A 13,232-nucleotide genomic window follows, 5' to 3' on the forward strand; every position below is an offset into this window, starting at 1 on the left:
AGCACTCGTCGTACCGCATCGAGTGCTCAGCGTTAACGTTCCTCTGACCCTCAGACCACGCTGACGAAGATGTGACCGGCGGTCTCGTCGCTGATCACGCCGCCCGCCTCCCGGCTGCCGACCAGGACGCCCTCGGCGTCGAGCGCCGAGTCGACCTCGCGGCCCGGCAGGGCGCCGGCCTTGCGCAGCACGGCCATCGCGCCGTCGTCGGTCTGCACCGGCTCGGCGATCCGCCGAACCAGCACGCGAACGCTCTGGCCGGTGGCCTGGTCGAGCACCTTGTCCAGCGGCTCGACGCCGATCCGGAAGTCCTCGATGCCGCTGGCCTGGCCGTCGGTGAGCAGCTCCTCCAGGCCCGGGATCGGGTTCCCGTACGGCGATTCGGTCGGGTTGTCGAGGATCTTGAGCAGCCGCAGCTCGACCGCGTCGCTCATCACGTGCTCCCAGCGGCAGGCCTCGGCGTGCACGTCCTCCCACTCGAGCCCGATCACGTCGACCAGCAGCCGCTCGGCCAGCCGGTGCTTGCGCATCACCCGGACCGCCTGCTTGCGGCCGACGGTGGTGAGCTCGAGATGGCGGTCGCCCTCGACCGTGACGAGGCCGTCACGCTCCATCCGCGCGACCGTCTGACTGACCGTCGGGCCGGACTGGTGCAACCGCTCGGCGATCCGCGCCCGCAGCGGCAGGATGCCTTCTTCTTCGAGTTCGTAGACGGTCCGCAGGTACATCTCCGTGGTATCGATCAGCTCGCTCACGACAACCATTCTCGCTTATCAGGGCAAGTCTTCCCGAATCGTTATGGGTACTGACCGAAGATGCCGGATGTGACAGCGTTGATGTGGTTCCGCCGAGACCTCAGACTGAGCGACAACCCGGCGCTGCTGGACGCCGTTCAGGCGGGCGACGGGCGCGTGCTGGGCGTCTTCGTGGTGGATCCCTTGCTGTGGAAGCGATCCGGCGATCCCCGCCGTGAACACCTGGCCACCTCGCTCCGCGCGTTGTCCAAAGCAATGGGCGGCCGACTCGTTGTCCGCAGCGGTGATCCGGTGACCGTGATCCCGCAGCTGGCCGAGGAGATCGGCGCGGTGAGCGTCCACATCAGCGCCGACTACGCGCCGTACGGGCAGGGTCGCGATCAAGAAGTTGAAGCCTCATTGAACTGTCCGCTGGTCGCCACGGGCTCGCCGTACGCGATCGCTCCGGGCCGCATCTTCAACCAGCAGGACCGGCCCTATCAGGTGTTCACGCCGTACTTTCGCGCCTGGCTCGAGCACGGCTGGCGGCAACCCGTCGACGCTCCGCAGAACGTGCAGTGGGTCAAGGCGGACAGCGAGGACCTGCCGAAGGGCGAGGCCGAAGGCGCCGGTGAAGAGGCAGCGCGGAAGCATTGGCAGACCTATCTCGAGGACGTCGGCGAGTACGACGACGTCCGCGACCGGCCGGATCTCGACCGCACCTCGCGGATGTCCGTCCCGTTGAAGTGGGGTGAGATCCACCCGCGGACGATGCTGGCGGACCTCGCCCGTCAACGCAGCGGCGGCGCCGAGTCGTACCGGCGGGAGCTGGCGTGGCGCGAGTTCTGCGCCGATCTGCTCGCCCGCAATCCGGAGGCGGCCTGGAAGCCGTTGCGCAGCGAGTTCGAGCGAATGGCGTACGACGAACCCGGCGACCAGTTCGTGGCCTGGCAGCAGGGCCGGACCGGCTTCCCGCTCGTGGACGCCGGAATGCGGCAACTCGCGGCGGAAGGGTTCATGCACAACCGGGTCCGGATGGTGGTGGCGTCGTTCCTGGTCAAGGACCTTCATGTGCACTGGAAGTACGGCGCGCGCTGGTTCATGCAGTCCTTGCGGGACGGCGATCTCGCGTCGAACTCGCTCAACTGGCAGTGGGTGGCCGGCTGCGGCGCGGACGCGTCGCCGTACTTCCGGATCTTCAATCCGATCGGCCAGGGGCTGAAGTTCGACCCGGCCGGCGACTACGTCCGGCGCTGGATCCCCGAGCTGCGCGACCTGCCGGGCAAGGCCGCGCACGAGCCGTGGAAGCACGGCGGCGCCGACGGTTATCCGGAGCCGATCGTCGACCACGCCGAGGCGCGGCGCGAAGCCCTTCGGAGGTACGACGCGATCAAAGCTTGACCGGTCCGATCGCCATACCCCTATAGTGCTAGGTAACTAGATGAATGGGGTTGGAGATGATCGAGTTCCATCTGGACGGCCGGTCGGGGGTGTCGCCGTACCAGCAGATCGTCCAGCAGGTGCGCAATGCGCTCCGGCTCGACCTGCTGCGGGAGGGTGACCAGCTCCCGACCGTGAAGGACGTGGTCGCAGCGCTGGCGATCAACCCGAACACGGTGCTCAAGGCCTACCGCGAACTGGAGCACGAAGGGCTCGTGCAGGCCAAACCGGGCCGCGGCACCTTCGTGACGCGCACCCTGGTCGACAACACGCTCGCCGCGCACGGCCCGCTCCGCCAGGACCTGCGGCGCTGGCTGACGAAAGCCCGCAAGGCCGGCCTGGACGACGAGAGCATCGAGGCGTTGTTCCTCACCACCTTTCGGTCCGCCTCCCAGGAGGGGGTCGCGTGAACGCCGCGCTGCAAGCCCACGGACTGGGAAAGAAGTACGGCCGCCGCTGGGCGCTGACTGACTGCGACCTCGAGGTCCCGGCCGGGCATGTCGTCGGACTCGTCGGGCCGAACGGCGCCGGCAAGAGCACGTTGCTCAACATGGCCGTCGGGATGCTCACGCCGACGACCGGATCGGTCGAGGTGCTCGGACGGCCGGCCGGAACCCAGCAGGCAAAGGTCGGGTACGTCGCGCAGGACACCCCGACGTACAGCCGCTTGAGCGTTGCCGACCACCTGCGGCTCGGCGCGCACCTCAACCCCGAGTGGGACGATTCCCTTGCCCAGCAACGGATCCAGCGGCTCAGGCTGGATCCGAAGCAGCGGGCCGGACGGTTGTCCGGTGGCCAGCGGGCCCAGCTCGCGTTGACACTCGGTCTGGCCAAGCGACCGGAACTGCTGATCCTCGACGAGCCGGTGGCCGCGCTCGATCCGTTGGCCCGGCGGGAGTTCCTGCAGGATCTGATGGAGGCGGTCGCCGAGCAGGAGCTCAGTGTCGTGCTGTCCTCGCACCTCGTCTCCGATGTGGAGCGGTCGTGCGACTACCTCGTCGTTCTGGTTGGTTCCCGGGTGCAGGTCAACGGCGAGATCGACACGTTGCTCGCGACCCACTACCGGCTCACCGGACCCCGCCGTACGGCGAAGGAGCTGCCGAGCGACCAGTCCGTCGTGACCGAGAGCCACACCGACCGGCAGTCGACGTTCCTGGTCCGCACGGAGCGGCCGATCCTCGACCCGTCATGGGCCGTCACGCAGCTCAGCTTGGAGGATCTCGTGCTCGCCTACATGGGCCGCGAGGCCCAGCCCGAGCGTCCCGTTCTGGAGGTGCAGCGATGATCTGGCTGACCTGGCGGCAGTTCCGCGTCCAGTTCCTCGTGATCGCCGCGGTGGTGCTCGCGGCCGGTGTCGTGCTGGCGGCGACCGGGCCCGGCCTGGCCGACGACTACCAGCGGCTCGCGGACGGCTTCATCAAGAGCCTCGACTTCGCCCGCCTCAACCCAGTGCTCTACCAGGTCGGCCTGGCCACGCTGTACGCCGTACCGCCGGTGATCGGAGCCTTCTGGGGCGCACCGCTGATCGCCCGCGAACTGGAGGCGGGGACGCACCGGCTCGTCTGGGGCCAAAGCATCACGCGGTGGCGCTGGCTGGCCGTCAAGGTCGGGATCGGCGGCCTGGCCACGATGGCGCTCACCGGCGCACTCAGCCTGGCCGTGACGTGGTGGTCCGCGCCGATCGACAAGGCCATCAACGCCGGTCAGGAGTCGAACTACTACCTGCCGCGGATGTTCCCGGTCACGTTCTCCGGCCGCGGCCTGGTCCCGGTCGGGTACGCCGTCTTCGCGTTCGCGCTCGGAGTCGCGGTCGGCCTCGCGGTACGGCGTACTCTCGTCGCTCTCGCGGTCACGCTGGCCGCTGTGATCCTGGTCCAGGTGCTCACCCCGACGCTGATCCGGCCGCACCTGATGGCGCCGACGGACCAGTACATCGTGGCGACGCCGGCGAACCTGCGTGGTTTCATGATCAGCGGCCCCGGGGCGAATGCCGAGGTCAAAGGCATCGAGGTCGCCACCAACGCCGTCGGCGGCTGGAAGCTGACCGACGAGACCGTCGACAAGTCCGGCAAGGCCGTCAGCACTCTGCCCCCGTGGCTGATCGGGTGTGAGCCGGGCGGGCCGAACCAGCGCGAGGTCTCACCCAAAGCCGAGGCGTGCTTCCAGCGCTTGGCCGACGAAGGCTACAAGCAGCACGTCCGGTACTTCACCGCCGACAAATTCTGGGCGCTGCAGTGGCGTGAGTTCGGGTTGTTCCTGCTGCTGGCGCTCGGCCTCACCGGCTTCAGCTTCTGGCGGATCCGGAAGGACCTGACCTAGGCCTTCAACAGACCGAGCAGGCGCGCGACCTCAGCGGCGACCGCGTCCCGCGCGGGCCCCAGGTACTTACGGGTGTCCACGAGGGCCGGGTTGTCGCTGAGCGTCTGCCGGACCGAGGCAGTGAAGACGTTGTTGAGGTGGGTGGCGATGTTGACCTTGGTCATACCCGCCTCGACAGCGCGGGTCAGATCAGGGTCGGCGACACCGGAAGAACCGTGCAGGACCAGCGGTACGGCGACCGCCGCGTGCAGTTCGGCGATCAGCGCGAAGTCGAGCGAGGCGGTGCGCTCGGTCATCGCGTGCGAGGAGCCGACGGCAACGGCCAGCGCGTCAACGCCAGTCGCTTCGGCGAAGGCGACCGCCTCGTCGGGACGAGTTCGGGCTCCCGGCGCGTGGACGCCGTCCTTGCCGCCGACCTCACCGATCTCCGCCTCGACGAAAACCCCGTGGTCGTGGCAGAACTTCGTCACCTCGGTGGTCGAGGAGACGTTGTCGGCGTAGTCGAGCTTCGAGGCGTCGTACATCACCGACGTGAAGCCGAGCTGGACCGCCTCGGTGACCAGGTCGCGATCCATCGCGTGGTCGAGGTGGACGACCACCGGAACCGACGCGGCGGCCGCGGCCGCCAGCGTGGCAACGCCGATCGGCTTGAGTGCACCGTGGTACTTGACCGCGTTCTCGCTGATCTGCAGTACGACCGGCGTACCGGCCTGCTCGGCGCCCGCGATCAGCGCGGTCGCGTGCTCCAGCTGGATGACGTTGAACGCGCCAACGCCACGGCCGGCCTTGGCGGCAGCCAGCACGACCTCGGCTCCGGAAACCAACGGCATGATTTCTCCTATCCCACAGAAACTTGCGGCAGCCACCGGCGGTAGGCGGCAAGGTCGATGTCCCCGGCAACCGGTGTCAGCACGGCGGCGGCGGAAGCGGCAACAGCAGACTTCAGTACGACGGACCAGTCCGGCTCGGGCGATTCCGCGACGGCGGCCGCGACGACCGCCGTACAGGCATCGCCGGCGCCGGTCGGGTTACCGCTGACTCGCTCGACCGGTAGCGCACGCCAGACACCCTTGTTGCTCGCAGCAACCATTCCGCGGGCGCCGTCGGTGATGACCGCGGCGGTCGCGCCGAGCGCCACCAGCTGCCGCGCACCGTCCTCGACCTCCACGTTACCAATGGCCTCGCGCAGTTCGGCGGCGTTGGCCCGAACAACCGCGCCCACCTTGGCCGCCTCGGTCAACGCCGGACCACCCGCATCGATCACGGTCAGTACGTCGTGCTGTCGCGCGCGGACCGCGATCTCAGCGTACGCGTCGGCGGGGATGCCGGGCGGGATGCTGCCCGAACATGCCAGCACACCAAGGCGTCCCCACGGCATCCGATCGGCGAATGCGCGCCACTCGTCGGCCGAGACCGACGGGCCCGCCTCGTTGAAGATCGTCGCGTCGCCGTCAACACCGTTGACGACGGCAACGGTTCGGCGGGTCTCCCCCGCGATCGGCGTCAGCAACGCGGTCAACCCGGCGTCGAACAGCTCCGCGGCGACCGCTTCGCCGGTCACTCCACCGACGAAGCCCAGCACGAGCACCTGATGCCCGAGCGTGGCCGCAACCCGGGCGACATTCACGCCCTTGCCGCCAGCACGGGAACGAACCGCGCTGACGCGGTGACTACCGCCGATTCTCAACTCAGGAACGTCGTACGTGACATCCAGCGCCAGGTTGAGCGTGACCGTGCCGACTAGTCCAGCCATGCGCCGGCCCGCATCACCTTCTGGACGGTGTAGTCATCGTCCAGCAGCACCAGGTCGGCGCGACGGCCGGTCTCGATCGCACCGACGTCGTACCAACCGAAGGCCTGGGCGGGTGTGGTCGAGGCCATCCGGGACGCGTCGACCAGCGAAGTGCCGGCCTTGACGGCGTTGCGGAAGGCAACATCCATGGTCAAGGTGCTGCCGGCAATCGACTTGGAGCCGTGGGCAAGCGTTGCCAGACCGTCCTTGACGTCCACTTCGAGGTCGCCGATCTTGTAGCGGCCGTCGCCCATCCCGGTCGCCTCCATCGCGTCGGTGATCAACGCGATCCGGTGGACGCCAGCCGCGGCCAGCGCGACCCGCACGACCTGCGGATCCAGGTGCATGCCGTCGTTGATCACCTCGAGCAGCAGCCGCTCGTCGTTGATCGCGGCGCCCACCGGGCCCGGGTCGCGGTGATGGAACGGCCGCATCCCGTTGAACAGGTGCGTGGCGACCGTGGCACCCGCGTCGGCACCGGCGATCATCTGCTCGTACGTCGCATCCGTGTGCCCGAGCGCGGCCACCGCGCCGGCGTCGACCACCTGGCGGATCGCGTCCAGACCGTGTTCGAGCTCCGGCGCGATCGTCACCATCCGCACGGCTTCACTCAGCACCTTGGCCACGTCGTCGGCGACCGGATCGCGGAGCAGCGTCGGCTCGTGCGCACCGCAGCGCGCCTCGGACAGGAACGGGCCTTCGAGGTGGACGCCGTTGATGATGCCGTCGGTGACCAGGTCGGCCAGGCAGGCGGTCTGCGAAGCGAGCAGGTCCAGCGGTCCGGTGACCAGGCTGGCCATGGTGGTCGTCGTACCGTGCTTGGCGTGGAAGGCCGCGACCTTCCGCGCCTCCTCCGGGTCGGTCGTCGAGTACGACGATCCGCCGCCGCCATGGGTGTGGATGTCGACGAAGCCCGGGACGACCGTCACGTCACCGAGGTCCTCGGGCCGCTTGCCGTCGGCCGGCATGCCCTCGGAGCGGCGGCCGTAGGCCAGGATGTCGGAGTCGACGACCTGGATCCAGGCGCTCTCCAGCACGTCGTCCGGCGTGATGAGACGTCCCACCCGATAGGTCGTCATGACTGCTCCTCAACTCGATCCCAGGCGTACAGCGCGGCGCCGAGGCAGCCGGCTTCCTCCCCCAGCACGGCGGCCACGATCTCGGGCTCGCGCTGGAACGTCAGGCGTTCGTGCACCCCGGCGCGCAGCGGCTGCAGCAGCGTCTCGCCGGCGCCGACCAGCCCGCCGCCGATCGCGATCCGGGTCGGCGCGACCAGCGTGATGTAGAGGACGAGGGCGTCGACGAGGACGGTCAGCGCGTCGTGCCAGACCTGCGCGGCGATCTCGTCACCGGCCGCGAGCAGCTCCAGCACTTCACGGGAGCCGTCCACGACGCGGCCGGCGCGAGCGGCGTACCGGCGGGCCAGCGCGGCGGCGGAGGCGACCGTCTCGAGGCAGCCCCACTGACCGCAGGCGCACAGCTCGGCCGCGTCGCCGTGGATGAAGCGGGTGTGGCCGAGCTCACCGGCGTACCCGTCGCCACTGACCAGGCGGCCGTCGATCACCATCGCGGCGGCGATACCGGTCCCGAGCGGCAGGAAGAGCGAGTTCGTGGTTCCGGTCAGGGCGCCTTGGCGGAGCTCGGCGTACCCGCCGGCCCGGACGTCGTGCGCGAGCACGATCGGTACGTCGTCGCCGACGGCGGCGATCAGCCCGGCGCGGACCGGCGTACCGGCCCAGGCGAGGTTCTCCGCCACGACGGTGCCGGTCTCGGCGTCGATGATGCCGGGCACCACCACACCGATGGCACGCACCCGGTGACCGTCGGCGGTGGCCTTCTGGCTCAGTTCGACGACGGTCTCCAGCAGTGCGTCGAGCACGGCGCGGCCCCCGGCGGCCCGGGGAGTCGGCCTGGTCTCCCGGTGCAGCACGGCACCGTCGGCGGCGACCAGGCCGCACTTCATCCGGGTTCCACCGAGATCGACGGCAACCACGACTTCACTGGGGTCCACGGAGCGCCATTATGCAGCGTTACCCGGTGGTCCGAACATCCATGAACATTCTCCGGACAAAAGATCACGCGCTGTGGTCGGCCGACTCAGGCACGCAACCCCCGGTCGAAGGCCGCGACCAGGAACGCGATCAGGTTCTCCGCGAGCTTGCCCGGGTCCTCCAACTCGCCCCCTCCAGGCACCGGCGTGAGCGCCTGCGACTGGTGCAGCGCCAGCAGTCCGAGCATGTTCACATACCCGAAGGCGACTGCCTCCGGCGCCGCATGCGGCAGTGCCGCCTGCAGTGCCGCCAGGTAGCGCGCTTCGATCGGATCCGACTCGGCGACGTACAGCTCGCGAATCCGCTGGCTCGGATCGAACGCGATCCGGCCGATGAACCGCGCCGCCACCGCACCCCGCTCACCGCGGCGCAGAACCAGGTCCAGACCGGGCTCGACGAACGCGCGGATCAGTTGCTCGGCCGACGGTGGTCCGGCGGCCTCCAGTTGGTCCAGCCGACGCCGGCGTTCGGTGTTGACCGGCGCCATCGCCCGGGCCACCGCCGCGCGCAACAACGCTTCCTTCGAGCCGAAGTGGTAGTTGACCGCCGCGATGTTCGCGGCCGCCGCGACAGTGATCGCGCGCAGCGACGTCCCTTCGTATCCCCCCTCGCCGAAACGCTGCTCGGCGACGTTGAGCAATCGTTCTCTGGTCGATTCGACCGGTGTCTCCACAGAGTTCTCCTTCCCCCCAGCCACTACTCGCGCAGGCACCCCACCTGCTCACGGGCCGTAGCCTGCGCTCAGCATAGTTCAAACGGTCGTTTGAATCAGAGGCCTCAGCTCATCAATCTCCGAGAAATCCTCAGATTTCCCTGAAATCCGGTTTCTTCCCACCACTCCCCCACCTCACACCTGCCACATCCATCGGACTAAGGAGTCTCCGAAGTCCGCTTGAAATACCCGTTGGCCTCCCCCAATTCCCTCCCCTTCATCCCCCACCACCCTCCGTAGCCATCCCCCACCTCTCAGCGACCCCTCGCGACCCTTCACTTTGTCCACCCACCAACCACTCTTCGGTCCGCCAAATGATCGGTGGCTACTCAAAGACGCCGTACGCGCCCAAAGGTGGGTCGACGTGTCTTTGGGCACCCAGCAGTCATCCGGCGGCACTTTGTGCGCCCACCAACCACTTTTTCGGGCTCGGGATGGTTGGTGGGTGCTCAAGGTTGGCGTTCGTGCACAAGGGTGGGCGGGCGTGTCTTTGGGCAGGAGGGGGCGGGTTAGGGTCGGTGGCCATGACTTTGGTGCGGGTTGAACGGCGGTTCCAAGGGCCGGCCCGGTCCGGGAACGGCGGGTACGTCGCAGGCTTGGTCGGTACGGCGCTCGCCGGGGTGCTCGCCGAGGACCAGGTGCCGCAGGTGACGTTGCGGGTGCCGCCGCCGATGGAGGTCGACCTCGAGCTCGAGGTGAGCCCCGAGGGCGCACAGCTCCGGTACGGCGAGCAGCTGGTGGCCGGCGGCGTACCGGTGTCGGCGGGCTTCCTGACCGATGCGACGGTCGAGCCGGTCTCGTTCGAGGAGGCTCGGAAGGCTGAGGCGGGGTACCGCGGACTCGCCAAGCATCCGTTCCCGAGCTGCTTCGTGTGCGGACCGGAGAATGCGACCGGCCTTCAGCTCAAGCCGGGCCCGCTGGGCGACGGCCGGACGGCGTGCACGTGGACGCCTGCCGCCGATCTGGTGGACCCCGTGTTCCTCTGGGCGGCGCTGGACTGCCCGAGCGGTTGGGCGACCGATCTGGAGGGGCGCCCGTCGGTCTTGGGGCAGCTCACCGCCTGTACGGATGCGCAGCCGCAGGCCGGTGAGGAGTGCGTCATCCTCGGACAGCTGCTCGGGACGGACGGTCGCAAGACCCTGACCGCCAGCACGCTCTACGACTCCGACGGTCGAGTGCTGGCTCGCGCCCGGGCCACTTGGATCCAGGTCGACCCAGCTTTGTTCAACTAGCGAGTGCGGGCCGCGTGGGCCCGGACCTTGGCGCGGTTGCCGCAGGTCGCCATCGAGCACCAGCGGCGGCGGCCACGCGCATCGAGGAACAGCCAGCCGCAGCCCGGACACGTCCGCACATGAGCCCACTCCGGGCCGGTGAGCAGATCGGCCGCGAGGAGCGCCAGCTGGTCGAGCGGCCGGGCAAGGTCCTCCGGTAGCTCCCAGGCCGCGCCGTCAGTCTCGCTCCGGACGAACTGCCGGCGACCGGACGCCCGCTCGATCACCCGGGCGACCGCCTCGAACGGTCCGTCGGTCTCATCCGCTCGCGCGGTCAGGACGTCGTACAGGTCGATGCGGAAGTCCAGCGTCGCGGTCAGCCGGCGGGCCGCCTCGGTCGGGCGGCCGCCGGCCTGTTCGATCAGCCGGAAGACCGCCGCCGGCGACAGCAGGCCGACGGCGGAGTTCCAGATCAGGAAGGCCTCGTACGACGTCAGCCACTCGGTCCGGGCCGGACCACGGGTGATCCACTCGGACCGGGTGTTGACGAAGTCGAGCACCGGATGCGCGCCGACCGGCTTGGGCAGGACGACGCCCTGCACGAGCTCGAGATGCGACGGCAGCGCGTTCATGTGATCAGCGGTTCGGCGGCAGGGTGGCCGTATTGGGCGGGATGCTGACGTTGGTGCCCTGCGGGATGACCATGAACTGGATCTTGCCCGATTCGATCGCGGTCTTCAGCAGGTAGCCCTGGGCACCCAGCATCGCGACCTGCTGCTTGACCGACTGCAGCTCGACGTTGACGCGCTGGTTGGTCTGCTCCTGGGTGGCCTTGGCCAGCTCGGCGCGCTGCTTGGCCTCGAGGCCGTCGATGATGCCCTTGTCCAGCGGGGTCGGCTTCTGCACCGTGAAGGACAGCTCGCCGCAGGCGTTCGAGCCGTTGTACGCCGGGCCGCAGAAGTAGTCACCGCCGACGGCGGCCGGCAGCAGCCGGGTGAACTCCTTCGACGCGGCGGTCTGGAACTCGGACTTCTTCGCCTCGTTGTTGTACAGCTCGGCCCAGACGTAGTTGGTGGCGACCGCCGACAGCGCGCGGTCGATCTGCGGCCGGAAGTAGGACTGGAGCATGTCGTTCCAGCCGCGCTCGGTGTAGGCGTCGGTCTTCAGGCCGATCCGCTCGTGGAAGGACTTGATCACGTCCTGGGTGCGGTTCAGCGTGAAGTACACCTGGACCCGGACACCGAGCCGGACGTTGTCCTTGCTGACGACGGTGACCTCGTCCGCGCTGTCGGTGTCCGCACCGGCCCCGCCGATGATGTACGACCGCTGGTCGATCGGGTAGTCGTAGATCGTGTCCCCGGGGCCGATCAGCTTGTTCGTCGAGCCCGGCGGGATGATCGACTTGAACTTCTTGTCCTCGATCACGCCACCGCCGTAGTGCAGCCCGATCCGGTTCGCGTCGGTGCTCGCGAAGTTGAAGATGTTGAACAGCACGATCAGCAGCAGGACCACGACGATGCCGCCGCCGATCAACTTGCCCTTCACGCCGCCCCCGGCCTTCCTAGCCGACGACTGCACCGCGGTGGTCCCCAGTTTTGCCATTAGTTGTCGAGCTCCTTGTTGCGTTCCACCAGTCGCCGGACGTCGGCGAGGGTCAGGTCGGCGGTGACCGCGACATCGCGCGGTACCGACGGATGGGAGCTGAGCGTACGCAAGCCCTGCTCCGCAGCCGCAACCGCCCGCTCGAGCGACCTGACCTCGTGCAGCAACGCCCGATGCTCGGCGTTCACCTCGGCCAGGGCCTGCTCGGCCTGGGCGGCTCGGCGGTACGACGCCCAGGCAACCCAGGCGGTTCCGACCAGCAGCAGGATGACGGGCAGACCGAGTCTGAGGACCATGCCCAGATTCTCGTTCATCCGTCAGCGAAAAACAGTTGAACGACCTGGGATCGCGACGTAGGTTTTCGGTACACGCGAAGGGAGGTGGTCCTAAGAATGAATTCTTATCGGACTCGTGAGGTGGCGGCGGGCTGACCGCCAACCACTAGCTTTTGGGCAAGTGGTCGGCCAATCCGACGCCGCCACCGGACCCGCGGGCAGTCAGGTAGTCCGCCTGACCCTGGACCACTGCCATCCGGCAGTGGCCTGGAAGCGCCCGCGGGTTTCTTATGTCTTCATTCGGGGGCCGGGCAGTCGAGCCCCATCGCCAGGCCGATCTCGTAGAGCTGCGCCTCGAAGTAGGCGGCCGCATCCGGCAGCACCCAGTGCAGCTGACCGAAGACCTCCATGCAGATCAGGCCGTAGAGCCGGGTCCAGTAGGTCAGGCTCAGATAGATCGCGCCCGGCGGCATGCCGTGGAAGTGCGCGGACTCGTCGCTCAGCTGGGCCACCAGCTTGCTGCCGAGGACCTCGTCCGGCGGGTACGGGAACGGCTTCTCGTGCCAGATCTGCGCCACCAGATCCTTGAAGAGCCCCCCGAACCGCATCGCAGCCTGGTGTCCGGGAGTGTCGTCGTGGCCGACGGCATCGGGATCCGGGATGGTCGTCCCGAACAGCAGGGCGAACTCGGCCGGCTGCGCCAGACCCCAGTCCCGTAACCCGTTGGCCAGCAGGTAGAGCTGGGCACTGAGATCACCTTCGCCCGCACAGCGGAGCTCCATCAGCGCGGTCGTGAGTTCGTCGTACAGGTCGGCGATCAGTTCGGTGACGAGCGCCTCGTGACTGGGGAAGTAGCGGTAGAGCGCGGGCGCGGTCAGGTTCACCTCGCGAGCGACCGCGCGCAGGCCGATCGCGCCGACGCCGCCCTGGACGAGCAGGCGGCGGGCGGCGCGCTTGATCTCGGCCAAGGTCGCCGCTCGCGCCTCGTCACGCCGGTTCATCCACACACTCCTTGACACGGCTCGAGCCTTGAGTGAACACTGTTAACAGTGAACGCTGTTCACTCAATTGGTTTTCCGCCTGACTTTACGCCTCT

The 13,232-nt window shown here is 68.5% G+C and carries 15 protein-coding genes; 5 read left to right on the plus strand and 10 right to left on the minus strand.

Annotated features, from left to right (window positions below):
* Positions 1–50 precede the first annotated feature (50 nt).
* Positions 51–755 (minus strand): metal-dependent transcriptional regulator, encoded by a 705-nt coding sequence (locus ABZS29_RS04075; RefSeq protein WP_355458359.1) that lies wholly within the window; start codon positions 753–755, stop codon positions 51–53.
* A gap of 60 nt (positions 756–815) precedes the next feature.
* On the opposite strand from ABZS29_RS04075, the gene ABZS29_RS04080 reads away from it, so the two are divergent.
* The 4 genes from ABZS29_RS04080 to ABZS29_RS04095 are packed head-to-tail and all read left to right on the plus strand — an operon-like array spanning position 816 to position 4,493.
* Positions 816–2,135 carry a deoxyribodipyrimidine photo-lyase gene (locus ABZS29_RS04080; protein WP_355458361.1) on the plus strand — a complete coding sequence of 440 codons (1,320 nt, stop codon included), beginning with the start codon at positions 816–818 and terminating at the stop codon, positions 2,133–2,135.
* A 56-nt stretch (positions 2,136–2,191) separates the two neighbouring features.
* Positions 2,192–2,584: a GntR family transcriptional regulator gene (locus tag ABZS29_RS04085; RefSeq protein WP_355458363.1), complete on the plus strand. Its 393-nt coding sequence runs from the start codon at positions 2,192–2,194 to the stop codon at positions 2,582–2,584.
* Positions 2,581–3,459, plus strand: a complete 879-nt coding sequence (locus tag ABZS29_RS04090) for an ABC transporter ATP-binding protein (protein WP_355458365.1) — start codon at positions 2,581–2,583, stop codon at positions 3,457–3,459. Before ABZS29_RS04085 ends, ABZS29_RS04090 begins: the two co-directional genes overlap by 4 nt.
* Positions 3,456–4,493 carry an ABC transporter permease gene (locus ABZS29_RS04095; protein WP_355458367.1) on the plus strand — a complete coding sequence of 346 codons (1,038 nt, stop codon included), beginning with the start codon at positions 3,456–3,458 and terminating at the stop codon, positions 4,491–4,493. The genes ABZS29_RS04090 and ABZS29_RS04095 overlap by 4 nt, the downstream gene beginning before the upstream one ends.
* Here the strand turns inward: ABZS29_RS04095 and ABZS29_RS04100 are convergent.
* The 5 genes from ABZS29_RS04100 to ABZS29_RS04120 form a co-directional block, all read right to left on the minus strand.
* Positions 4,490–5,323, minus strand: a complete 834-nt coding sequence (locus ABZS29_RS04100) for a class II fructose-bisphosphate aldolase (RefSeq protein WP_355458369.1) — start codon at positions 5,321–5,323, stop codon at positions 4,490–4,492. The two genes, ABZS29_RS04095 and ABZS29_RS04100, sit on opposite strands and share 4 nt — an antisense overlap.
* 8 nt (positions 5,324–5,331) lie before the next feature.
* Positions 5,332–6,246, minus strand: coding sequence for a hexose kinase (locus ABZS29_RS04105; RefSeq protein WP_355458371.1), 915 nt, complete (start codon positions 6,244–6,246; stop codon positions 5,332–5,334).
* A complete protein-coding gene (nagA, locus tag ABZS29_RS04110; protein WP_355458372.1) occupies positions 6,234–7,364 on the minus strand; it encodes an N-acetylglucosamine-6-phosphate deacetylase in 1,131 nt (376 codons plus the stop codon). Before nagA ends, ABZS29_RS04105 begins: the two co-directional genes overlap by 13 nt.
* On the minus strand, positions 7,361–8,296 hold the full coding sequence (locus ABZS29_RS04115) for an ROK family protein (protein ID WP_355458374.1): 936 nt from the start codon (positions 8,294–8,296) through the stop codon (positions 7,361–7,363). Before ABZS29_RS04115 ends, nagA begins: the two co-directional genes overlap by 4 nt.
* 86 nt (positions 8,297–8,382) lie before the next feature.
* Positions 8,383–9,009 (minus strand): TetR family transcriptional regulator, encoded by a 627-nt coding sequence (locus tag ABZS29_RS04120; protein ID WP_355458376.1) that lies wholly within the window; start codon positions 9,007–9,009, stop codon positions 8,383–8,385.
* 563 nt (positions 9,010–9,572) lie between these two features.
* On the opposite strand from ABZS29_RS04120, the gene ABZS29_RS04125 reads away from it, so the two are divergent.
* The gene (locus ABZS29_RS04125; protein ID WP_355458378.1) at positions 9,573–10,280 is read left to right on the plus strand and encodes a hypothetical protein; all 708 of its coding nucleotides are present in this window, start codon (positions 9,573–9,575) and stop codon (positions 10,278–10,280) included.
* Here the strand turns inward: ABZS29_RS04125 and ABZS29_RS04130 are convergent.
* The 4 genes from ABZS29_RS04130 to ABZS29_RS04145 all read right to left on the minus strand — a co-directional run bounded on the left by ABZS29_RS04130 (position 10,277) and on the right by ABZS29_RS04145 (position 13,137).
* The gene (locus ABZS29_RS04130) at positions 10,277–10,891 is read right to left on the minus strand and encodes a CGNR zinc finger domain-containing protein (RefSeq protein WP_355458380.1); all 615 of its coding nucleotides are present in this window, start codon (positions 10,889–10,891) and stop codon (positions 10,277–10,279) included. The two genes, ABZS29_RS04125 and ABZS29_RS04130, sit on opposite strands and share 4 nt — an antisense overlap.
* 4 nt (positions 10,892–10,895) lie before the next feature.
* On the minus strand, positions 10,896–11,861 hold the full coding sequence (locus ABZS29_RS04135) for an SPFH domain-containing protein (protein ID WP_355458381.1): 966 nt from the start codon (positions 11,859–11,861) through the stop codon (positions 10,896–10,898).
* Positions 11,861–12,157 carry a hypothetical protein gene (locus tag ABZS29_RS04140; RefSeq protein WP_355458382.1) on the minus strand — a complete coding sequence of 99 codons (297 nt, stop codon included), beginning with the start codon at positions 12,155–12,157 and terminating at the stop codon, positions 11,861–11,863. The genes ABZS29_RS04135 and ABZS29_RS04140 overlap by 1 nt, the downstream gene beginning before the upstream one ends.
* Positions 12,158–12,432: 275 nt before the next feature.
* Complete coding sequence (locus ABZS29_RS04145; RefSeq protein ID WP_355458384.1) at positions 12,433–13,137, minus strand: TetR/AcrR family transcriptional regulator; 705 nt, start codon at positions 13,135–13,137, stop codon at positions 12,433–12,435.
* Between the last annotated feature and the right edge of the window lie 95 nt (positions 13,138–13,232).

The sequence above is a fragment of the Kribbella sp. NPDC005582 genome, assembly GCF_040605415.1.
Lineage (GTDB): Bacteria > Actinomycetota > Actinomycetes > Propionibacteriales > Kribbellaceae > Kribbella.